This is a genomic window from Streptomyces sp. NPDC037100 (genome assembly GCF_055606225.1).
In genome coordinates this window covers 136422-156427 of sequence record NZ_JBVJSX010000010.1, presented here as the reverse complement: position 1 = coordinate 156427, position 20006 = coordinate 136422, and the positions used below count along the sequence as shown (strand labels likewise).

At 69.6% G+C, this 20006-nt stretch carries 21 protein-coding genes and 1 riboswitch; of the genes, 7 read left to right on the top strand and 14 right to left on the bottom strand.

The genetic code is table 11. The features are described 5' to 3' along the window. Nucleotides 1-8: 8 nt before the first annotated feature. The 7 genes from ACZ7EG_RS29380 to ACZ7EG_RS29350 form a co-directional block, all read right to left on the bottom strand. Nucleotides 9-188: a hypothetical protein gene (locus ACZ7EG_RS29380; RefSeq protein ID WP_397931448.1), complete on the bottom strand. Its 180-nt coding sequence runs from the start codon at nucleotides 186-188 to the stop codon at nucleotides 9-11. 93 nt (nucleotides 189-281) lie between these two features. Further along, nucleotides 282-593 carry a SpdD protein gene (locus ACZ7EG_RS29375; protein WP_397931417.1) on the bottom strand — a complete coding sequence of 104 codons (312 nt, stop codon included), beginning with the start codon at nucleotides 591-593 and terminating at the stop codon, nucleotides 282-284. A 14-nt stretch (nucleotides 594-607) separates the two neighbouring features. Next, entirely contained in the window at nucleotides 608-763 is a 156-nt protein-coding gene (locus tag ACZ7EG_RS29370) for a hypothetical protein (RefSeq protein ID WP_191846588.1), read from the bottom strand. Between the two features lie 14 nt (nucleotides 764-777). After that, nucleotides 778-966 (bottom strand): mobile element transfer protein, encoded by a 189-nt coding sequence (locus tag ACZ7EG_RS29365; RefSeq protein WP_369196901.1) that lies wholly within the window; start codon nucleotides 964-966, stop codon nucleotides 778-780. Between the two features lie 19 nt (nucleotides 967-985). After that, nucleotides 986-1669: a DUF2637 domain-containing protein gene (locus tag ACZ7EG_RS29360; RefSeq protein WP_471085264.1), complete on the bottom strand. Its 684-nt coding sequence runs from the start codon at nucleotides 1667-1669 to the stop codon at nucleotides 986-988. A gap of 124 nt (nucleotides 1670-1793) precedes the next feature. Then, nucleotides 1794-3134 carry an FtsK/SpoIIIE domain-containing protein gene (locus ACZ7EG_RS29355; protein ID WP_471085261.1) on the bottom strand — a complete coding sequence of 447 codons (1341 nt, stop codon included), beginning with the start codon at nucleotides 3132-3134 and terminating at the stop codon, nucleotides 1794-1796. A 2-nt stretch (nucleotides 3135-3136) separates the two neighbouring features. Beyond that, nucleotides 3137-3466: an SCO3933 family regulatory protein gene (locus ACZ7EG_RS29350; RefSeq protein WP_062929322.1), complete on the bottom strand. Its 330-nt coding sequence runs from the start codon at nucleotides 3464-3466 to the stop codon at nucleotides 3137-3139. A gap of 163 nt (nucleotides 3467-3629) precedes the next feature. Here ACZ7EG_RS29350 and ACZ7EG_RS29345 point away from each other — a divergent pair, with 163 nt between their 5' ends. The 3 genes from ACZ7EG_RS29345 (at nucleotide 3630) to ACZ7EG_RS29335 (ending at nucleotide 6309) form a co-directional block, all read left to right on the top strand. Then, on the top strand, nucleotides 3630-4424 hold the full coding sequence (locus tag ACZ7EG_RS29345) for a GntR family transcriptional regulator (RefSeq protein ID WP_471085258.1): 795 nt from the start codon (nucleotides 3630-3632) through the stop codon (nucleotides 4422-4424). Further along, on the top strand, nucleotides 4421-5086 hold the full coding sequence (locus ACZ7EG_RS29340) for a YdcF family protein (protein ID WP_471085255.1): 666 nt from the start codon (nucleotides 4421-4423) through the stop codon (nucleotides 5084-5086). The genes ACZ7EG_RS29345 and ACZ7EG_RS29340 overlap by 4 nt, the downstream gene beginning before the upstream one ends. 536 nt (nucleotides 5087-5622) lie before the next feature. Further along, nucleotides 5623-6309 carry a DUF4145 domain-containing protein gene (locus ACZ7EG_RS29335; protein WP_471085252.1) on the top strand — a complete coding sequence of 229 codons (687 nt, stop codon included), beginning with the start codon at nucleotides 5623-5625 and terminating at the stop codon, nucleotides 6307-6309. 811 nt (nucleotides 6310-7120) lie between these two features. Here ACZ7EG_RS29335 and ACZ7EG_RS29330 read toward each other — a convergent pair. Then, nucleotides 7121-8062: a hypothetical protein gene (locus ACZ7EG_RS29330; protein ID WP_471085249.1), complete on the bottom strand. Its 942-nt coding sequence runs from the start codon at nucleotides 8060-8062 to the stop codon at nucleotides 7121-7123. A 275-nt stretch (nucleotides 8063-8337) separates the two neighbouring features. On the opposite strand from ACZ7EG_RS29330, the gene rlmN reads away from it, so the two are divergent. The 4 genes from rlmN to ACZ7EG_RS29310 all read left to right on the top strand — a co-directional run bounded on the left by rlmN (nucleotide 8338) and on the right by ACZ7EG_RS29310 (nucleotide 13399). Then, entirely contained in the window at nucleotides 8338-9444 is a 1107-nt protein-coding gene (gene rlmN, locus ACZ7EG_RS29325; protein WP_471085246.1) for a dual-specificity RNA methyltransferase RlmN, read from the top strand. A gap of 24 nt (nucleotides 9445-9468) precedes the next feature. Beyond that, nucleotides 9469-9575: riboswitch (TPP riboswitch) on the top strand. Nucleotides 9576-9699: 124 nt separating this feature from the next. Further along, complete coding sequence (locus ACZ7EG_RS29320; RefSeq protein WP_471085711.1) at nucleotides 9700-10740, top strand: thiamine ABC transporter substrate-binding protein; 1041 nt, start codon at nucleotides 9700-9702, stop codon at nucleotides 10738-10740. 38 nt (nucleotides 10741-10778) lie between these two features. After that, a complete protein-coding gene (locus ACZ7EG_RS29315; protein WP_471085708.1) occupies nucleotides 10779-12380 on the top strand; it encodes an ABC transporter permease in 1602 nt (533 codons plus the stop codon). After that, nucleotides 12380-13399 (top strand): ABC transporter ATP-binding protein, encoded by a 1020-nt coding sequence (locus tag ACZ7EG_RS29310; protein ID WP_471085243.1) that lies wholly within the window; start codon nucleotides 12380-12382, stop codon nucleotides 13397-13399. The genes ACZ7EG_RS29315 and ACZ7EG_RS29310 overlap by 1 nt, the downstream gene beginning before the upstream one ends. A 133-nt stretch (nucleotides 13400-13532) precedes the next feature. On the opposite strand, the gene ACZ7EG_RS29305 is transcribed toward ACZ7EG_RS29310, so the two are convergent. The 6 genes from ACZ7EG_RS29305 to ACZ7EG_RS29280 all read right to left on the bottom strand — a co-directional run bounded on the left by ACZ7EG_RS29305 (nucleotide 13533) and on the right by ACZ7EG_RS29280 (nucleotide 19998). Beyond that, nucleotides 13533-14219 carry an LAETG motif-containing sortase-dependent surface protein gene (locus ACZ7EG_RS29305; RefSeq protein WP_471085705.1) on the bottom strand — a complete coding sequence of 229 codons (687 nt, stop codon included), beginning with the start codon at nucleotides 14217-14219 and terminating at the stop codon, nucleotides 13533-13535. A gap of 155 nt (nucleotides 14220-14374) precedes the next feature. Further along, nucleotides 14375-15496, bottom strand: coding sequence for an LOG family protein (locus ACZ7EG_RS29300; protein WP_471085240.1), 1122 nt, complete (start codon nucleotides 15494-15496; stop codon nucleotides 14375-14377). A 24-nt stretch (nucleotides 15497-15520) separates the two neighbouring features. After that, nucleotides 15521-15928 carry a VOC family protein gene (locus ACZ7EG_RS29295; RefSeq protein ID WP_471085237.1) on the bottom strand — a complete coding sequence of 136 codons (408 nt, stop codon included), beginning with the start codon at nucleotides 15926-15928 and terminating at the stop codon, nucleotides 15521-15523. A gap of 114 nt (nucleotides 15929-16042) precedes the next feature. Beyond that, entirely contained in the window at nucleotides 16043-17692 is a 1650-nt protein-coding gene (locus ACZ7EG_RS29290; protein WP_471085234.1) for a hypothetical protein, read from the bottom strand. Then, nucleotides 17674-18423, bottom strand: coding sequence for an ABC transporter ATP-binding protein (locus tag ACZ7EG_RS29285; RefSeq protein WP_471085231.1), 750 nt, complete (start codon nucleotides 18421-18423; stop codon nucleotides 17674-17676). The genes ACZ7EG_RS29290 and ACZ7EG_RS29285 overlap by 19 nt, the downstream gene beginning before the upstream one ends. A gap of 207 nt (nucleotides 18424-18630) precedes the next feature. Further along, nucleotides 18631-19998, bottom strand: coding sequence for an aspartate aminotransferase family protein (locus ACZ7EG_RS29280; protein WP_471085703.1), 1368 nt, complete (start codon nucleotides 19996-19998; stop codon nucleotides 18631-18633). Between the last annotated feature and the right edge of the window lie 8 nt (nucleotides 19999-20006).

The following is a 20006-nucleotide window of genomic DNA, read 5'->3' as shown; positions in this document are numbered from 1 at the left end:
GGCGGCGGTCACCTCCCGACGCGGGCGAAGCGGGCGGCAGGCGCGTTGCCGGTGCCATGGCAGGCCGGGCAGCCCACGGTGAGGGTGACGCGGGTGCCGTCGGCGTGGCGGCTGCCGGTGGTGATGACGACGGCGGCGAAGCCGTCGCAGTCGCGGCAGATCCGCACGGCGGGAGCGTGCTGGGGCATCATGAGCTTGCCTTTCATGTCCGTTGGGTGTGGAAGGTGGGAAGGCGCCCGGAGCGGCGGAAGTTTGGCGACCGAGGCCGCTCCGGGGGCCGTTCAGCGGTGGTTGTTCAGGTCCTTGACGAGCAGGCGCAAGACGACCGCGACCACGGCGATGGAGACGCCGGTGATGGCGACCGCGAGGAGCATGGAGACCAGGACTGCGCCGACGACGAGGACCACCGCGCCACCGCCAGCGGCAAGGGCAAGCGCGCTGCCCGGGGTGAGCTGGACCGTCGGCCGGTTCGAGACGGGCGCGACCGGGGGCGGGGTCGGCTGGACGGGCGCCGGGTGGCGGGCGACCGTCGGGGCACCCGTGGCGTTGACCGGGGGTGCGGTGTCCTGGGGCGGGTACTTTGGCGTGAACACGAGGCGGTTCCCTTCTACTTGAGGACGGTGGCGAGGGCGGGGGCGAGGAAACTTCCGGCGACGAGGTAGCCGCCGACCAGGAGCACGGCCACCAGCCACCACGGCGGGCGGGCGAGCTTGACGCCGAGCCATCCGACGACGAGCAGGGCGAGCCAGAGCGGTACGTCCATGGCGCGGTCTCCTGTCAGACCTTGCAGCGGTGGGTGCGGGCGGCGAGTTCGGCGCCGGCGCGGGTGTCGTAGTCGGCGGCGAAGCCGCAGCCGGGCGCAGTGCAGGCGGCGGTGTGCTTGTCGCGGCCCCGGCCGTCGTAGGCGGTGGCGACCTGCACGGGGCCGATGCGGATCACATTGCGGAAGCGGCGGTAAGCAGGCACAGGCGGTTCTCCCTTCGGATCAGGCGAGCTGGAGTTGGGCGGCGATGGCGTCGGCCACCGGGGCGGGCAGACCGAGCCGGGCGGACAGGGCTTCGGCGGGCATCGGTGACCCGGTAGAGGCCTGGTGGGCGTCGGCGATCTTCCGGGCGTGGTCGAGCAGCGCGGCCGGAACAGCAGGGGCACTGGGAGCGGACTGTGGCGGGGCCTGAGTCAGCTCGGGCACGGTCGCCGCAGGCTCCGGGTCGGGTGAGAGGCCGGGGGCGGTTTCGGCCGTGCGGTGGATCTCGACTTCCGGCACGGCTGGCTCGTCGTCCACAGGCTGTGCCGAAGGGGCGGGCGGTTCGGCAGGGGAGTGGACCAGGAGGGTCCCGCCGAGGAAGGCCAGCGCGGGCCAGCCAGCGACGAGGATGCGCAGCCACGCGGGCACGTCGTGCAGGTCGAGCAGGCCTGCGGTGGCGATGTTCGCGCCGAGCGAGGCAGCCAGGGCGATGACAAACCAGGTCCAGGCGGAGCGGTCGCGGCGGGCTGTGCGCAGCCGGTGCCAGGCGGCGACCAGGAGCAGATCAACCGAGACCGGGTAGGCCCAGGCCTTCCAGCCTGTCTGTCCGGCAGCTTCGGCCAGGTCGTGCAGGTGGGCGAAGGACAACGCACCGGCAATGACGGCCTGGATAAGAACGGCGTCCGGGCGGATCGAGCGAGACACGTGGGCACCTCCCTTCAGGGAGTGGGGCCGGGGCGGGCGGAGATCGATGTCGGGCCGCCCATCGGCATGGCGGGGGTAGGGACCTGGCGCGATGCGGTCGCGCCGTCCGTGGCGGTACGGGGTGTTACTCGGTGACCGGGCGGGGCTTGACCAGCGACGGACCGGCGGCCGGCGCCCCGGCGGGCAGGTGGGGGCGGAACGGTTCGAGGAACGGCAGGGCCGGGACCAGGTGGGCGAACTCCCGGCAGACGGATACCACTTCGTCCCGCGAGGTTTCCGGGGTGCGGATCTTCGACCAGCCGCCCGAGGGGTCCGCCGCGACAGCGGTTCCGGGGCGGTTCATGGGGATCAGGCTTGCGGCCGGTACGGCGTCCGGGGCCACGTCCGCCAGGCCCATTTCGGCGGTCTGCTTGTCGTTGACGCGGTGCACCACACGGCCGGTGAGCTGAGCACGCAGCATGGTGGCGCCCTTGCCCAGGTCGGAGCCGAAGCGCTGCCCGCAGACCTCCAGATGGATACCGATGGCGCGGGCCATCTGTGCGAGCCGGATCAACGCGGTCACGATCCGTTCCCGGCGCTCCTCATCCTTCTTGGAGGAGATCAGGAACAGTTCCGCCACCTCGTCGACCAGGACGACCACCGGCACCGGCCGCACCTCGTCGGGCAGCTCCCACAGGTCCGAGACGCCGTGACGACTCAGCAGGTCGAAGCGGTCCTCCATCTCCGCGACCAGCACGCCGAGCAGCGAGGCGGCATCGTCGGGAGTGGTGACCAGCGCCGACAGCCGGGGCGCGAACGCGGACTGTTCCACCCCGCGCTTACAGTCGATCCCGACCAGGGCCACCGGCAGTTGCGCCAGCCCCTTGATCAGGTTGCGCTGATACATCGACTTGCCCGAGTGATTCGCGCCCAGAGTGAGCGCCATCGGGGCCTTGCGGTAGTCCCGCTCGAAGGCGGTCCCGTCCTCGCGCACCGCGACCGGTACGGCCATGTCGTGCGGGCGGGCCTTGCGGGGCATCCGCACCCGGCGCAGCACGTCATAGCCGGTCATCCGCAGTTCCACGAAACCGGGCTTCGTCTCGACCACGGTCACCGAGTGCACTCCCCAGGCGTGCCGGAGCCGCTCCGAGGAAGCCATCACATCCGCGGGCTCCAGACCGGCGGGAAGCCGCAGGGTCACCCGCAGCCCGGTCGAGGTGCCGCGTACCCGGCGGATCTTCGGCGGGACCGGCTGCACCTCACGGCGGGCCACGTTGCGGGTCATGAACGCCCGCAGACCCGACGGATGCACCGTCAGCCCACAGACATCCATCGTCGAGCGGTACGAGATGAGGAAGCGGCCCCAGGTGACCGGCATCCCGACCAGCGACCAGTACACGCGCGGGGCGCGTACCTTCGCGTAGCCGAGACCACCGGCGCCCGCTAAGGCTCCCGTGGCCTCCAGCCACATCGTCAGGTCACTCATGGTCAGGCCACCGGGGTGATCGCGACCGCACGGAACGAGATCCCGTGCCGCTTCTGGCCGTTGAACTCGTTCTCCCAGTCACGAGCCTTCAGGCCGACGACCTTCACCGGCATGCCCGGCGCCAGACCCTCCTGGTAACCCGTCTCCGGAATGGTGACCTGGTACAGGTTCCCCTCCCCCTCGTCCGAGACCAGCAGACCCACGGTCGAGAGCGGGGCGCCGGTCTCCCGGTCCATGGCCCGCTCACCCGTCTTGGCGTTGGCCAGCTTCGGCACGGGTGCGGTCGCCACGAACACGACAGCGGACGAAGTGTCGATCTTGAACGACGGCATGGGTACTCCTGATGTCTCACGGCTTTGAAGCAGCCCAAAGAAGGCCTTTCCTTCCCGCTGTCCTAGGACTGCGGTGGGCTTGGCAAGACTGTGGCACGCAGTCCTAGGACTGTCAACAGTCCTGGGACTGTGCTTGACTGGTGGTGTCGAGAGGAGTCATGCAATGACGCCCAAGTGGCGGGAGCTGGCGGACAAGCTGGCTGAACAGATCAACAGGGGTGAGTACGAGCCCGGCCAGCAGCTCCCGCAGATCAGGGAGCTGGTCGCAGCGGGTGAGGGCTCCAAGTCCACCGTCCACCAGGCGTACAAGGCTCTTGAGGCCGAGGGCCTGGTGACGTCTTCTCGCGGTCACGGAACCGTGGTGCGGGAGCGAGTGCCTCTGAAGCGTCTCGGCATCGCCAGGTACGACAAGGCGAAGTGGCGGGACGGCGACGAGGTCGCCTTCATTGCGGACCGTGTGGCTTCCGGACGGGGGTACCGGCGGAACGAGCAGACCCAGACGGTCACTCGCGTTGTAGCGCCACCGGAGGTGGCGGCCGCACATGGGCTGCCGGAAGGCGCCGAGGTCTACGCCCGCGCGCGACTGGTCAAGGAAGGCGACCAGCCGACACACACGCTGACCAGCTACTACCGTCCCGAGCATGTTGAGGGAACACGCCTGGTGGATCCCACGCCGGGGCCCGCCGGCCGAGGCGGCGGATTTCGCGTGCTGTACGACGCGGGTTACGAGATCGATCACATGAGGGAGCGACTCTTTGCCCGTGCTGCTACACCGGACGAGGTGAAGCAGCTGCAGCTACCGCCGGGCGAGCCCGTCGTCGAGTTGCACCGGACGACGTACACGGCCGCAGGCACCGTCGTGGAATTCGCCGTTGGGGTCCACGCGGCATCCCGCTTCGCATGGGAGTACGACTTCAAGGTGCCCGACTCGGCCAAGGACAGGAAGGGGCAGCAGTGATCTCGACACAGAACTGGGCAGACGCCCGACGCGTGTGGGACTACCACCAGATGGGCCACTCTCCCCGGCCGTGCTCGGTAGCCATCGGACTTGGCAGCCACGACCTGGGCGTAGCCGACAGAGCAGTGGACCTGTACAAGCGCGGCATGGCCCCCCTGCTCCTCTTCACCGGCGCCACGAGCCCCACGACACGGGAACGCATGCCCCGCGGCGAGGCCGTCCACTACCGGGAGCGGGCAGTGGAACTCGGGGTCCCCAGCAGTGACGTTCTGGTCGAGCCTCGCGCACGCAACACGGGCGAGAACATCCGCTTCTCACGAGAGTTGTTGGAGGAGGCCGGGGTGGAGGTGTCCTCGGTGCTCCTGATCAGCAAGCCGTACGAGGAGCGGCGGGCGTACGCCACCGCGCGGAAGCTCTGGCCCGGAGTCGAGGTCGTCAGCGCCTCCAGTCCGATGACGCTCGACGAGTACGTCGACTCCATCGGTGACGCCCGTCTGGTGATCGACATGCTGGTCGGCGCGCTCCAGCGGTTGATGATCTACCCGGAGCAGGGCTTCATGATCAGCCAGCCCCTACCTGCCGACGTGCTCGAAGCGTACGAGCGCCTTTGCCGAGCCGGATTCACAAGCCGACTCCTGACCAGCGGTGCATCTTCAGCCTGACCCGGCGACAGCGAAGCTGTTACAGGTTTCTCTACCTCATCAAGCCCCGGCTGCGCTCCGCTCCGCCGGGCGCGCTTCCCGGCTCCGCTCGGGCGCCGCTCCTGCCTTCGGCCCGCTCCGCCCGGGCTGCGCCGACGCGCGCCCACATGTGGATAGGGCCGGTGCCATGAGTCGGGAACCGCGGAGCGCGGCAACGCTCAAAGACATGCCTCCGGCGGGGGCGCTCAGGCTCCGAGATGGCGGGGGCGCCGTTCGCGAGTGCCGGCCGAGTAGTGGCGTGCGCGGGGAGCTCCCATCCCGCCTGCCATCGACCCAGGCAGAGCCGAGCAGACGCGGCCCCTGGCGTCCAGGTCGTTCGTACAGTGGCGCGCTCCACCTGGACGCCAGGGACCACGCCCGCTCCACGGTGTGTGGGTCGACGGCAGACGGGATGGGAGCTGGGGTGAGTGGTGGGTTGAGCAAGCAGCACGGCCGCTTCAGCGGGCAGATTCAGGGATGTGTGTCCGTCCACGGCGCTGGATGAGTAGGTTGCGGCTATGGCACGCAAAGACCACGTAGGCGGAGACATTCTCGTCAACTGCCCGAACTGCTCCGGGCCAGCCATTGCCCGGGTCGAAGCCGCAATGATCCACGAGGACTTCCAGGAGCCTGCTGCTCTCTACGAGCTGAGCCGCTGCACCAAGTGTGGTGCTCCCTTGCTTGCTTGGGAGGAGGACATCGGAAGCGGTTGGGACGGGGAGCCACTGGTCGTCTGGCCGACGAAGCGGGAACAGCGGGCCCTGAGCCCCAAGATTCCCCATCAGCTTCGCCAAGCGCACGAGGAGGCACGGAAGTGTTTCTCGGTCAAGGCGTACACCGCTGCGGTTGCCATGGTTCGAAGGACGCTGGAGGGCGTCTGTAAGGATCAGAACGTTCAGCAGGGCGGAAGAGCCAAGCTGTTCCAGATGCTGGAAGCGCTGAAGAGCGCAGGCAAGATCGATGGACGTCTCTTCGAGTGGGCTCAAGCGCTTCGCGTGCTCGGCAACGAAGGTGCTCACTTCACCGGGGTCGAGGTCACACGGGAAGACGCGTCTGACAGCATTGATCTCGCAGAAGCGCTCTTGGACTACCTGTATGTCCTGTCTGCACAGTTCGATGAGTTCAAGGCTCGTCGTGGACAGGCTCAGAGAAAAGACACAGTTGGGGCGTCGGGCGGATCTGTCGAGGGCGAGCCTGGCGCCTGACATCAACGGCTGACACCAACGAGGGCGAACAGCGACGGGTGGCGCTGAATCTCCAGGGACGATTGGCCCAAGCAGAGAGCCGGATGGCCAACGTCGCGGCCCCGGCGTGATCGACCTGATAAGGATGAGGATCGAGCCTGCGCCAGGTGGGGCGCCGCTCTCAAACGGTGAGCGGCGTCCCGTCGGCTTGACTCGGCTATTGAGGATCCGCCGACCTGAGTGCTCCGCGGCAGGCCTCAGGGCTCCCTGTTTCGGAACTGTAGGGCAGGTGACCTTTCCGGCTGGAGAGCGTCCCGATCTGAGACGCCAATCAGCATGTTGAAAAGCCACACAAGCCTGATAGACCTAGCCGAGCCTAGGAGCAGCAGGAATTCTATGAGCCATCCCGTGTATCCGGCAGACTTAGCCCGGTCCAGCACTAGCAGTAGAAGGCATCCCGCCGAAATTACCAGCATGCCGGTAAGAATGCTTAGCCAATTCTTTCTAAGGCTGGTACCGAAGCGTCTGCGCAATTCGCGCATATCTTGACCGTGTGAACTTGCGTATTGTGCTATTGCGGCGGTTCCGAAGCCGCCGACTAGAGCAGATACTGAGGCGGCTGTCGTGTATAAGTCCTTCCGTCGGTCGGCTGGCAATCCCTCTATGATCCCTGGCCATGATGCCCAGTGGGCGGCACCTAAATGGCCACCCACGAACATAGCGGCTAGAACCCAATCAAACCCAGGTACCTCGCTCCATGCGTCCTTTAGTCGACGCACTGCAGATCCGAAATGCGACACGGCATCACCCCCCAACGTGGAGGTGGCCGACTCTACTGGCCGGCACCGACAGCGGCCTTCAGGTCGCGCCGCTTCTCCTGGGCTACCTGCATGATTGCGGCCACGCTCGCCTCATAGCGGGGGCGTCCATCGGCGTGACTGATCTCAACTCGGCACTTGGCTGTGATGTGATGCTTGATGAAGTCCAGGGGCTCGTCCCCCGCTTCGCCTTCCTCCCCGGGAAGGGTTACCAGCGCCTGCGCCCTGTCTACTCCCGTCGGACCCTCCAAATACCCCAGTTCTGACATCAGTGATTGAATGTCGCTTTGGAGTCTTCTCTGTCCGCGTAGCCTGGCTACCGGGCCGGGTCCGCCTCTTTTTGGAACTTCGAGTTTAAGGGTGATGCGATGGTCTGGGTACCTGGAGTCACCTAGCCGCACGAAACTGGCTAGCCCTTCGCCATCCGGCGGAGCGATCGCTGGGCTCGGCCGATAGCTGAACTCAAAGCTATGTACGGCTTCTGCCTTTTCCAGCTTCTCCCACACGTTGTTTCCGATGACCGGCCATAGTGCGATCTCGTCGTTCGCGATCTGGCAGGAATTGAGCCAACGTTGAACGGCGGCTGCCCTTGGGGATCCCGGTTTCCCTTGGAGGATCCCAATGATATTTCCGTATTCCAGGAAGGATACGGTCGTTGTGTCAATCGTGCCTTTGTTGCCTTCGAGGCGTATATCCTCGATGTGTCCGTGATCGAGGTCGACGGTTTGAAGTTCGCTGGCACCTATCCTGCCGACCAGAAGATGCAGGCGTCCTTCTGCTCTAACTGCCTGCCCAATAAAACTGTCACTGCGATGGGTCGAAATTCGATCGGCGGCAGGTGTTCTCTCTAAGTTGCCGAGGAATACCTGCCAGTCCGTTTCCTGCATTCGCGCATTCAGTGAATCCTTGGCGCGCACGATCTCGAAGAAAGCGACAGTCCCCAGACGGGTAGCCATGGTCCCCCCAGGCCCGTAAGTGTTGACTACATGGAAGAGCAAGGGTCCACGCAGTGATCGTGATACGCAAGGGGGGCGCGCGTTGCGAAAGGGGCGCACGGTCAGAGCGCGCCTCACAGGTTCGGGCTGAGTCGCGGCCCTACTCGCGATCGCCCTCTGGGCCGTCTCTGGGCCGTCCGAGGTAGACCAACGACGACAGACGGCGATCACGGGTGACCGTCCCCACCCCGTTCTGGCCTGGGCAACCGGAGTTGATCTGCCACACTGGATGGGTTATGCCTGCACCCGGAGAACTCACTTTCGTCGCCCCCCGCGGAGCCAAGAAGCCGCCGCGGCATCTCGCCGATCTCACTCCTGCCGAGCGCAAGGAGGCCGTTGCCGCGGTCGGGGAGAAGCCGTTTCGTGCCAAGCAGCTCTCGCAGCACTACTTCGCGCGGTACGCGCACGATCCGGAGCAGTGGACCGACATCCCGGTCGGCGCCCGGGGGCGGCTCCAGGAAGCCCTGCTGCCCGAGCTGATGACCGTCGTGCGGCATCTGTCGACCGACCAGGGCACCACCCGCAAGACCCTGTGGCGGCTGTTCGACGGGACGCTCGTCGAGTCCGTGCTGATGCGCTACCCGGACCGGGTGACCATGTGCATCAGTTCGCAGGCCGGGTGCGGGATGAATTGCCCGTTCTGTGCTACCGGGCAGGCCGGGCTGGACCGGAATCTGTCCACCGCCGAGATCGTGCACCAGATCGTGGACGGCATGCGGGCCCTGAGGGACGGGGAGGTTCCCGGCGGCCCTGCGCGGCTCAGCAACATCGTCTTCATGGGCATGGGCGAGCCCCTCGCCAACTACAACCGGGTCATCGGCTCCATCCGGCGGCTCACCGACCCCGAGCCCGACGGCGTGGGGCTCTCGCAGCGCGGTATCACCGTCTCCACCGTCGGCCTCGTCCCCGCCATCCACCGGTTCTCCGACGAGGGCTTCAAGTGCCGCCTCGCCATCTCGCTGCACGCGCCCGACGACGAACTGCGCGACACCCTCGTGCCCGTGAACACGCGCTGGAAGGTCCGCGAGGTGCTGGACGCCGGCTTCGAGTACAGCGCCAAGTCCGGGCGCCGGCTGTCCATCGAGTACGCGCTGATCCGGGACATCAACGACCAGGCGTGGCGGGGTGACCGGCTCGGGCGGCTGCTCAAGGGCAAGCCCGTGCACGTGAACCTGATCCCGCTGAACCCGACGCCCGGGTCGAAGTGGACCGCCTCGCGGCCCGAGGACGAGAAGGCCTTCGTGGAGGCCATCGCGGCCCATGGTGTGCCGGTGACGATCCGGGACACCCGTGGTCAGGAGATCGACGGGGCGTGTGGTCAGCTCGCGGCCACCGAACGGTAGTCTGACCGCCGTAAGAACATCTGCATATTCCGACAGGGGAGCGCCACAGCGCTGAGAGTGCGGCACAGGGCCGCAGACCCTCCGAACCTGGCCCAGGTCATTCTGGGTAGGGAGATCGGTCATCACTCGAGCTGTTGCGCCCCGCCCGGGACCACGGAAGTCCCGGGCGGGGCCGCGTCTTCTCCTGGTCACTCCAGGAGGAATCCAGTGGGTAACAACATCAAGCGGCTGACGGCGGCGGTCGTCGGGCTCGGCATGGCCGGCACGCTCGCCGCGTGCGGGGAGTCGTCCGGCGGCGGGCAGGGGTCCGGCGACTCCAAGACCGTGACGCTGGTCAGCCACGACTCGTGGGCCGCGTCCGAGGACGTCATCGCGGCCTTCGAGAAGCAGTCCGGCTACAAGGTCAGGGTCCTCAAGGACGGCGACGCCGGGCAGGCCGTGAACAAGGCCATCCTGACCAAGGACAACCCGCAGGGCGACGTCTTCTTCGGCGTCGACAACACGCTGCTCTCGCGGGCGCTCGACAACGGGCTGTTCCAGTCGTACGAGCCGAAGGGCTCCGACACGATCAAGGCCGAGTACCGCGTCGACCAGGACCAGCACCGGGTCACGCCCATCGACACCGGCGACATCTGCGTCAACTACGACAAGAAGTACTTCGCCGACCACGAGCTGGAGCCGCCGAAGAGCTTCGACGACCTGGTCAAGCCCCAGTACAAGAACCTGCTGGTGACCGAGAACGCCTCCGCCTCCTCGCCCGGTCTCGGTTTCCTGCTCGGCACCGCCGCGAAGTACGGCGATGACGGCTGGGAGGGCTACTGGAAGAAGCTCAAGGCCAACGGCGTGAAGGTCGTCGACGGCTGGGAGCAGGCCTACAACGAGGAGTTCTCCGGCTCCAGCAGCGGCAAGAAGGCCAAGGGCGACCGGCCGCTCGTCGTGTCGTACGCCTCCTCGCCGCCCGCGGAGGTGCTGTACGCCAAGCCGAAGCCCACCGCCGCCCCGACCGGGGTCGCCGAGGGCACCTGCTTCCGGCAGGTCGAGTACGCCGGGCTGCTCAGCAACGCGAAGAACACCAAGGGCGGCAAGGCCTTCCTCGAATTCCTCGTCAGCAAGCCGTTCCAGGACGACATGCCGCTCAACATGTTCGTCTACCCGGTGCGCGAGGGCGCCCAGGTGCCGCCGGAGTTCGTGAAGTACGGGCCGCAGGCGAAGGACCCGGAGACCATGGACCCGGCGAAGATCGCCGACCACCGTGACCAGTGGGTCAAGTCGTGGACCTCACTCGTACTGAAGTAGCCGCCCGGACGCGGGGCGCGGCGGCGCGGTTCGGTCTGCTGGCCGCGCCCGTCGCGTTCTTCGCGGTCTTCTTCGCCTACCCCGTCGCCGCGATCGTCGCGCGCGGCCTCAAGACCGACGGGACCTGGCACCTCGGACGGATCGGGGAGGTGCTGGCGCAGTCCGACGTCCGGCACGTGCTGTGGTTCACCACCTGGCAGGCAGTGGTCTCCACCGCGCTCACGTTGCTCGTCGCTCTTCCCGGCGCGTACGTCTTCGCCCGCTTCGACTTCCCGGGCAAGCAGGTCCTGCGGGCGGTCGTGACCGTGCCGTTCGTGCTGCCGACGGTCGTCGTCGGTACGGCGTTCCTGGCGCTCGTCGGGCGGGGCGGGCTGCTCGACGAGCTGTGGGGCGTACGGCTGGACACCACCGTGTGGGCGATCCTGCTCGCGCACGTCTTCTTCAACTACGCGGTCGTCGTCAGGACCGTCGGCGGGCTCTGGGCGCAGCTCGACCCGCGGCAGGAAGAGGCCGCGCGCATGCTCGGGGCGTCGCCGTCGAAGGCCTGGCGGCAGGTCACGCTGCCCGCGCTCGCCCCGGCCGTGGCCGCCGCCGCGCTGATGGTCTTCCTGTTCACCTTCACCTCCTTCGGGGTGGTGCAGGTCCTCGGCGGGCCCACCTTCTCCACTCTGGAGGTGGAGATCTACCGGCAGACCTCGGAGATCTTCGACCTGTCCACGGCGGCCGTGCTGACCCTCATCCAGTTCGTCGCGGTGGGCGCGATCCTCGCGGTCCACGCCTGGACCGTGCGGCGGCGGGAGACCACGCTGCGGCTGGTGGACGCCGCGGTGACCGCCCGCCGGCCGCGCGGCGCGGGGGAGTGGGCGCTGCTCGGCGGAGTGCTCGTCACCGTCGCCGTCCTGCTCGTGCTGCCGCTCGCCGTGCTGGTGCAGCGGTCCCTGGGCGCGCCGGACTTCGGCTACTACCGGGCGCTGACCAGCGGAGACAGCGGAGTGTTCCTGGTCCCGCCGATCGAGGCGATCGGCAACTCCCTGTCGTACGCCGTCGCCGCCACGCTCATCGCGGTGGCGATCGGCGGTCTCGCCGCGGTCGCGCTCACCCGCCGGGACGCCGGACGGTTCGTGCGCGGCTTCGACGCCCTGCTGATGCTGCCGCTCGGGGTGTCCGCGGTGACCGTCGGCTTCGGGTTCCTGATCTCCCTCGACGAGCCGCCGCTGGACCTCAGGTCCTCCTGGATCCTGGTGCCGCTCGCGCAGGCGCTGGTCGGGGTGCCGTTCGTGGTGCGGACGATGCTGCCCGTGCTGCGCGCGGTGGACGTGCGGCTGAGGGAGGCGGCCTCGGTGCTCGGGGCCTCCCCCTGGCGGGTGTGGCGGGAGGTGGACCTGCCGATGGTACGGCGGGCGCTGCTGATCGCGGCCGGGTTCGCCTTCGCCGTGTCCCTCGGCGAGTTCGGCGCGACGGTGTTCATCGCACGGCCCGACAACCCGACGCTGCCGGTGGCCGTGGCCCGGCTGCTCGGGCGGCCCGGCGAACTCAACTACGGCCAGGCGATGGCCCTTTCGACGATTCTGATGATGGTGTGCGCGGTGGCCCTGCTGGTACTGGAGAGGCTCCGCACGGACCGGACGGGGGAGTTCTGATGCTGCTGGCCCTGCAGGGCGCCACGGTCCGCTTCGGCGGGCGTGCCGTGCTGGACGCCGTCGATCTGGAAGTCGCCGAGCACGAGGTCGTGTGCGTGCTCGGGCCCAGTGGCAGCGGCAAGTCGACCCTGCTGCGGGCGGTGGCCGGGCTGCAACCCCTCGACTCCGGGCGAGTGGTGCTCGACGGCCGAGACCAGGCGGGTGTGCCCGCGCACCGGCGCGGGGTCGGGCTGATGTTCCAGGACCACCAGCTGTTCCCGCAGCGGGACGTGGCCGGAAACGTGGCGTTCGGGCTGCGGATGCACGGTGGGCAGAAGCGGCGACAGGTCGAGCGGGTGCAGGAGTTGCTGGACCTGGTGGGCATGCCGGGCGCGTCCCGCCGGGCCGTCGCCGCGCTGTCCGGCGGGGAGCAGCAGCGGGTGGCGCTGGCCCGCGCCCTCGCGCCGAACCCCCGGCTGCTGATGCTGGACGAGCCGCTGGGACAGCTCGACCGGTCGCTGCGGGAACGGCTGGTCGTCGAACTGAAGGAACTGTTCGGGCGGTTGGGCACCACCGTGCTCGCCGTGACGCACGATCAGGGGGAGGCCTTCGCGCTGGCCGACCGGGTCGTGGTGATGCGGGACGGACGGATCGCCCAGTCCGGTACGCCTCTTGAGGTGTGGCAGCGGCCGGCCGACGCGTTCGTGGCCCGCTTCCTCGGCTTCGAGAACGTCGTCGAGGCGACGGTCGGGGCGGAGGCCGCGGACACGCCGTGGGGCAAGGTGCCGGTGCCGGAGGATGCCCCGCAGGGCACGCGGACCCTGCTGGTGCGGCCCGCCGGTGTGCGCCTGTCGCCCGCCGGTACGGGCCTGCGCTGCACGGTGACCGCGCGCACCTTCAAGGGCACTCATGTCGCCGTCCGCCTCCAGCCGGAGGACGCCCCGCGCCTGGAGGCGGCGTGCGCACTACGGGCGGCGCCGGAGCCCGGCGACGAGGTCGGGGTGGAGTTCGACGCGGCCGAAATCGTGGTGCTCGACTGATCGGCAGCTGCCTAGGGTGCGGGAACTGCTGGAGTTCTGGCTGGAGCGGGCGACCTTCGGCTAGGGCCGGGAACAGGCGATGGCCCGCCCCCACGAGAGGGACGGGCCACCACCGGGCGCTGACGGGCGGGCGTCAGCTGTCGCTGTTGCTCGCCCCACGACGGCGCATGCCGAAGAACACCGCACCGCCACCGACGACGACCAGGGCCGCCGCGATACCGGCGATGATGCCGGTGTTGGAGTCGGCACCGGTCTCGGCGAGGTGGGAGTCACCGGCCGCGGGCGCGGGCGCGTTGCCCGCCGGGGTGCTGCTCTCGCTCTCCGACGGCGAAGGAACCGGGGTGTCGGTCTCCTCGGCCGGCTTCGAGGGGGAGGCCGACGGGGCCGGCGTGGCCGGGGGAGTCGCCGGAGGCTTCTCCTCTTCCTTCTTGCAGGCCGTGGCCGGGGTGACGAGGTTCGGCTTGATGTCCTCGTCCACGTAGCGGGCGGCCTTGACGTGGATGCGGTACTCGGCGTTCGGCTTCCAGTCGTCGGCGAAGGTGATGGTGGTGCCTTCGCGCGAGCCCTTGACCACCTGCGTGCCGACCTTCTTCGCGTCGGCGCCGTTGTTCTGCAGGTACACGGTGACCGTGGCCGGGATGCCGGCGGGGTCGACGTCGGTGACGGTGATGACGCCCTTGTCGCCATCGCACTTCGCCTCGGCGGAGAACTCGGTGATGTCGCAGGCGAGCGCGTTGCCCGCGGTGCCGAGCGCGAGCGCGGCCGAGGCGGAGACGACACCGAGGACGCGCACGGCACGTGCGCGGCGGGATACGGACAGAACTGCCACGTTTGTCCTTTACAGGATTGCTAAAGCGGGGGGCTGAGGCAGTGTTGACTGAACATCAGCACTACCGTGAGGCTCACAGGTCTATAAGCGCCGCATAAGTAGTGTCAACGCATATGCAGGCTGCAAGCACTTGCTTTGCCTTCTTATTAACCGCCGAGACGTTTCAAGGCCTCCGGCGCCTCCTCGATCCGGTCCACCAACGCGATCCGGGCCTCCATCGAGCGCCCCGCGGACAGCGACCGGAGCAGCGGCCACGCGGGCAGCTTCTCCGTCCAGTGCACGCGGTTCACCAGCACCATCGGCGTGGGTTCGCCGCGCGACTCGTAGTAGTTGGGCGTCGCGTTGTCGAAGATCTCCTGCAGCGTCCCCGCGGCGCCCGGCAGGAACACCACACCCGCGTTCGACCGGGCCAGCAGGCCGTCCTCGCGGGTGGCGTTGGCGAAGTACTTGGCGATGTGGGAGGCGAAGGCGTTCGGCGGCTCGTGGCCGTAGAACCAGGTCGGGATGCCCACCGAGCGGCCGCCCTGGGGCCAGCGGGCGCGTATCTCGAAGGCGGCCGAGGCCCACTGGGTGATCGACGGGGTGAAGTGCGGTGCCTTGCCGAGGAGTTCGAGCGACTCGGTGAGCATCTCGTCGTCGAAGGGGGCGGCGTAGGCGCCGAGGTTGGCCGCCTCCATGGCGCCCGGACCGCCACCGGTGGCGACGGTGAAGCCGGCGCGGGCCAGCTCCCGGCCGAGCCGTGCGGCGCCCGCGTACTCCTCGGTGCCGCGGGCCATCGCGTGACCGCCCATGACCCCCACGACCCGGGCGCCGGACAGGAGTTCGTCGAGCGCGTCCGAGACGGAGTCGTCGTGGACCGAGCGCAGCATGGACGCGTAGATGTCGCGGTCGGCCTTGGTGCGCTGGAACCAGGCGTAGGCGAGGGCGTCGGGCGTGGCCTCGTAGCCCTCGGCCAGCGACGCGAACAGTTCGTCCGGGGAGTAGACCAGGCCGCGGAACGGGTCGAAGGGCAGGCCCGGGACCGGCGGGAAGACCAGGGCGCCGTCGGCCCGGACCTTCGCGTCCGCGTCCTCGCGCATCGCGCAGCCGAGGAAGACCGCGCCCGCCGTGTCGTTGGTGAGCAGCTCGCGCGTACGGTCCGTCAGGTCGACGGCCTGGACGCGGTATCCGGCGAGGGTGCCGCGCGCCGAGACGGTCGCGTCGAACTCCTCGATGCTCTCTATCTCACGGTCGTCGTGGTGGGCCGCATGGGCTGGCATCGTCTGCACCCGCCCATGCTAGGCCGCACGCCGTCAGCCCTGGACGGCCGCGGGGTCCATCCACACGACCTCGAAGGTGTGGCCGTCCACGTCGTCGAAGGCGCGGCCGTACATGAAGCCGTGGTCCTGGGTCTCGCCCGAGACGGAACCGCCCGACGCGACCGCCTTCTCGACCAGCTCGTCGACCTTCGCGCGGCTCTCGGCGCTCAGCGCGATCAGCACCTCGCTGGTCTTCGTGGAGTCCGCGATCTCCTTCTTGGTGAACTGGAGGTACTTCTCCTTGGTGTGCACCATGACCACGATGGTGTCGCTGATCACGACCGAGGCCGTCGTGTCGTCGCTGAACTGCTCGTTGATCGTGAAGCCCAGCTCCGTGAAGAACTTCTTCGAGGCGCCGAGGTCGCCGGTGCACAGGTTCACGAAGATCATCTGCTGGTACATGCGAGGTTCTCCCATCACGTCCGTGTCGTTACGCGGGATAGACCGTGGGCCGGTCCGGAACTCATCGCGGTACGGAGATCTTTTCTTACGAGTTTTCCGGCGGGGGCCGCGGCCTCAGCGCGCCAGGGGCAGCGCCGCCAGTTCCGCGACCGTCAGGGTGAGGGGACCGAACAGGGCGAGCAGGGCGCCCGCGCGCAGGGCGGCGGCGCTGCGCAGCATCGTGGCGGGGGCGCCGAGGCGCAGCAGCGCGGCGGTGGTGCCGGCGCGGGCCTGCCGGGCCTCGACGGCGGCCGTCAGGAGCGTGGCCGTGGTGCAGCCGGTCACGAGGAGCACGCCGAGGGTGGTGAGCGGGCCGAGCGAGAGCCCGTCCGGGGCGTGCAGCAGCGCCATCGCCCACGCGGCGGACAGGACCGCGCAGACGACACCCAGGGGGCGCCCGATGCGGACGGACTCCGCCATGAGGATGCGGCCGGCCAGCAGCCGCCGGGCGCCGGGGCGGGCCGACTGGAGCAGCCGTCCGCACAGGTGCGTCAGGCCCGGACCGGCCAGGGCCAGGCCGACGACGGCCAGCGCCCAGCCCGCCATCACGCCGGGGGAGGCACCGGAGAAGGACAGGTCGGGAGGCGTGGGGGCGGTACGGCTCGTGTAGCTCTCCACAGCCAGGCCCGCGGCCAGCACGGTGATGCCCCAGGGCAGACCGGAGGGGGCGGCGACGGTGTCCGGCAGGGCCGCGTCGGGGGCGGTGACGTCGTAGGGGGCCGCGGCAGGTGGGCCCGGGTGCCTGGCCAGGGCCCCGGCGGGGCTGATGGCGCCTGCCGCGTCCGGCGCCGCCGCGCGGGGGCTGAGCCACTGTGCGGGATCACCGGCCCGGGCGCTCGCGGCCGCGGCCTCCGGTGAGGCCGGGTGGGGGGCCGTGGGGAGCCGGGACGGGTCCCCGGCCGAACTCCCCGCGGCCGTCTCCGGGGTGGCCGGCTCAGCCGGTCCGGCGTGCGTGTGGTCCGGCACCCCGGCCTGAGGATCCGCGACCGCGCTCACCGTCCCGCCGGGGCCCGCGACCGCCGCCGCGGCCGACCCGCTCGTCCGGGCCGCCGGCGGTCCGCTCTTCGCGGCGGGCTCGGCGGCAGGGCCGACCGTGGGCCGGACGATCTGCCGGCCGAACCGGCCGTACGCCCCGAACGTCTCGCGGGTGCTGGTGCGCCGGTACGCGCCGAAGCGGCCGTACGTCCGGGGCGCCCGGGGCCCGGTGGGCCCCGCCTCGCGCGGCCGCAGGGCCAGTGCCACCGCCACCGACGCGCCGACGGGCACGAGCGACAGCAGGGTCAGGGCGGCCGGCAGCGGCAGGGGCAGGCCCGCGGCGAGGGACTCGGCGGCGGCGCCGTCGAAGGGCATGCCCGTCACGTCGCCCCGCAGGTGCAGGAAGACGAGCAGGGCCAGCATCGAGCCGAGCGTGCAGGACAGGGCCGTCGTCGTCGCCGAGACGGCCATCATGCGCACCGGGCCGAGGCCGATCGCCGAGAGAGCGGCGCGGGGTTTGGTACCGGGATCGGTACGGGCGACCGCGACCGCGAAGTACACCGTGGCGGCCAGCGGGGCCGCGCACCAGGCCAGCCGCAGCGCGGCGGAACCGGGGGCGCCGGGGTGGGCCAGCGCGTAGCCGAGGGCGCAGAGCAGCAGGAAGCCCGTGCCCGCCGAGGCGGCCGCGACCAGGAGACGGCGCAGCTGGACGGCGGGGTGGGCGCCGCGGGTCAGACGGAGAGCGAGCACGCGGCCCGGCCTTCCGGCTCGCTGGTCTCGGCGACCGGCGGGAGGTGCACCGTCTGCACGCGCCGGCCGTCGAGCAGGGACACCGTGCGGTCGGCGAGGGCCGCGGTCTCCGCGTCGTGGGTGGCCAGGACGACCGTGATGCGGTGGGAGCGGGCCGCGGTGGTGAGGGTGCGCAGCACCTGGGCGCGGTCGGCGCGGTGCAGGGGCGCTGTGGGCTCGTCGGCGAAGAGCACCGAGGGCGCGGGGGCCAGCGCGCGGGCGATGCAGACCCGCTGCCGCTCGGCCTGCACCAGCTGGTGGGGCCGTTTGCGGGCGCTGTCGCCGATGTCCAGGCGCTCCAGCCACTCCAGGGCCGCGGTCTTGGCGCGGCGCCGGCTGGTGCCGCGCAGCATCAGCGGCAGGGCGGTGTTCTCCCAGACGTTGAGCTCCGGGACGAGGGAGGGGGCCGGGTCGATCCAGCCGAAGCGGTCGCGGCGCAGCCGCTCGCGGGTGAGGGCGCCCATGGTGTGCACGGGCACGCTGTTGAACCAGACCTCGCCGCGCCGGACGGGCACCAGGCCGGACAGGCACCGCAGCAGGGTCGTCTTGCCGCTGCCGCGCGGGCCGCTGAGCGCGAGGATCTCGCCCTCTCGCACGCCGAGCGAGACGCCGCAGAGCGCGGGCGAGCCGTCGTCGTGCTGGAAGTGCAGGGCGCGTGCCCAGAGCACGTCGTTGTCCGGCGGGGCCTCCATGCGCGTACACCTCGGTTCAGATCCGTAGTTCCCGTGCCATCCCCCGTGCGGGGGAACGAAGGCAGGGCCGATCGGTCACTGGGCACGCTAGGCAGAAGGCGGCGGGACGCCGGACAGCACGCGGCCCCGGGCCGCCGTTTCTCACTCGAACGGGCGGCACCGGGGCCGGTGTTGATCATCCAGGCAGACGATCGGAGCGCCGGGGCGTCAGAGCTTGGTCCACGCCTCCGTGAGGGTGGCGCGCAGGATCTGCTCGATCTCGTCGAACGTCGACTGGTCGGAGATCAGCGGCGGGGCGAGCTGGACGACCGGGTCGCCGCGGTCGTCGGCGCGGCAGTACAGGCCGTTGTCGTACAGCGCCTTGGACAGGAAGCCGTACAAGACGCGCTCGGTCTCCTCGTCGTTGAAGGACTCCTTGGTGTGCTTGTCCTTCACGAGTTCGATGCCGTAGAAGAAGCCGTTGCCGCGGACGTCGCCGACGATCGGCAGGTCGTGGAGCTTGTCCAGGGTGGAGCGGAAGGCGCCCTCGTTGTCCAGGACGTGCTGGTTGAGGTTCTCGCGCTCGAACAGGTCGAGGTTGGCCAGGCCCACGGCCGCGGAGACCGGGTGGCCGCCGAAGGTGTAGCCGTGCAGGAAGGTGTTGTCGCCCTTGTAGAACGGCTCCGCCAGGCGGTCGGAGATGATGCACGCGCCGATCGGGGAGTAGCCCGAGGTCATGCCCTTGGCGCAGGTGATCATGTCCGGCACGTAGTCGAACTTGTCGCAGGCGAAGTAGGTGCCCAGCCGGCCGAAGGCGCAGATGACCTCGTCCGAGACCAGCAGGACGTCGTACTTGTCGCAGATCTCGCGCACGCGCTGGAAGTAGCCGGGCGGGGGCGGGAAGCAGCCGCCCGCGTTCTGCACGGGCTCCAGGAAGACGGCGGCGACGGTGTCCGGGCCCTCGAAGAGGATCTGCTGCTCGATCTGGTCCGCGGCCCAGCGGCCGAAGGCCTCCGGGTCGTCGCCGAAGAGCGGGGCGCGGTAGATGTTGGTGTTCGGGACCTTGTGCGCGCCCGGCACCAGCGGCTCGAAGGGGGCCTTCAGGCCCGGCAGGCCGGTGATGGACAGGGCGCCCTGCGGGGTGCCGTGGTAGGCGACCGCGCGGGAGATGACCTTGTGCTTGGTGGGCTTTCCGACCAGCTTGAAGTACTGCTTGGCGAGCTTCCAGGCGGTCTCCACCGCCTCACCGCCGCCGGTGGTGAAGAAGACCTTGTTCAGGTCGCCCGGGGCGTGGTGCGCGAGACGCTCGGCCAGCTCGACGGCCTTGGGGTGGGCGTAGGACCACACCGGGAAGAACGCGAGCTCCTGCGCCTGCTTGAAGGCGGTCTCGGCGAGCTCGACCCGGCCGTGCCCGGCCTGCACCACGAAGAGGCCGGCGAGGCCGTCCAGGTAGCGCTTGCCCTGGTCGTCGTAGATGTACGTGCCCTCGCCCCGGACGATGGTGGGGACGGGGGCCTTCTCGTACGACGACATGCGCGTGAAGTGCATCCACAGGTGGTCGTACGCGGACTGGGAGAGGTCCTTGCTCACGGCTATCGGGTCCT

What these genes read in the sequence shown, in the direction of transcription:
- ACZ7EG_RS29380 (WP_397931448.1), bottom strand. Translation starts at nt 188, where the DNA reads ATGCCCCAGCACGCTCCCGCCGTGCGGATCTGCCGCGACTGCGACGGC.
- ACZ7EG_RS29370 (WP_191846588.1), bottom strand. Translation starts at nt 763, where the DNA reads ATGGACGTACCGCTCTGGCTCGCCCTGCTCGTCGTCGGATGGCTCGGC.
- ACZ7EG_RS29355 (WP_471085261.1), bottom strand. Translation starts at nt 3,134, where the DNA reads ATGAGTGACCTGACGATGTGGCTGGAGGCCACGGGAGCCTTAGCGGGC.
- ACZ7EG_RS29350 (WP_062929322.1), bottom strand. Translation starts at nt 3,466, where the DNA reads ATGCCGTCGTTCAAGATCGACACTTCGTCCGCTGTCGTGTTCGTGGCG.
- ACZ7EG_RS29345 (WP_471085258.1), top strand. Translation starts at nt 3,630, where the DNA reads ATGACGCCCAAGTGGCGGGAGCTGGCGGACAAGCTGGCTGAACAGATC.
- ACZ7EG_RS29335 (WP_471085252.1), top strand. Translation starts at nt 5,623, where the DNA reads ATGGCACGCAAAGACCACGTAGGCGGAGACATTCTCGTCAACTGCCCG.
- ACZ7EG_RS29330 (WP_471085249.1), bottom strand. Translation starts at nt 8,062, where the DNA reads ATGGCTACCCGTCTGGGGACTGTCGCTTTCTTCGAGATCGTGCGCGCC.
- rlmN (WP_471085246.1), top strand. Translation starts at nt 8,338, where the DNA reads ATGCCTGCACCCGGAGAACTCACTTTCGTCGCCCCCCGCGGAGCCAAG.
- ACZ7EG_RS29320 (WP_471085711.1), top strand. Translation starts at nt 9,700, where the DNA reads ATGGCCGGCACGCTCGCCGCGTGCGGGGAGTCGTCCGGCGGCGGGCAG.
- ACZ7EG_RS29310 (WP_471085243.1), top strand. Translation starts at nt 12,380, where the DNA reads ATGCTGCTGGCCCTGCAGGGCGCCACGGTCCGCTTCGGCGGGCGTGCC.
- ACZ7EG_RS29295 (WP_471085237.1), bottom strand. Translation starts at nt 15,928, where the DNA reads ATGTACCAGCAGATGATCTTCGTGAACCTGTGCACCGGCGACCTCGGC.
- ACZ7EG_RS29285 (WP_471085231.1), bottom strand. Translation starts at nt 18,423, where the DNA reads ATGGAGGCCCCGCCGGACAACGACGTGCTCTGGGCACGCGCCCTGCAC.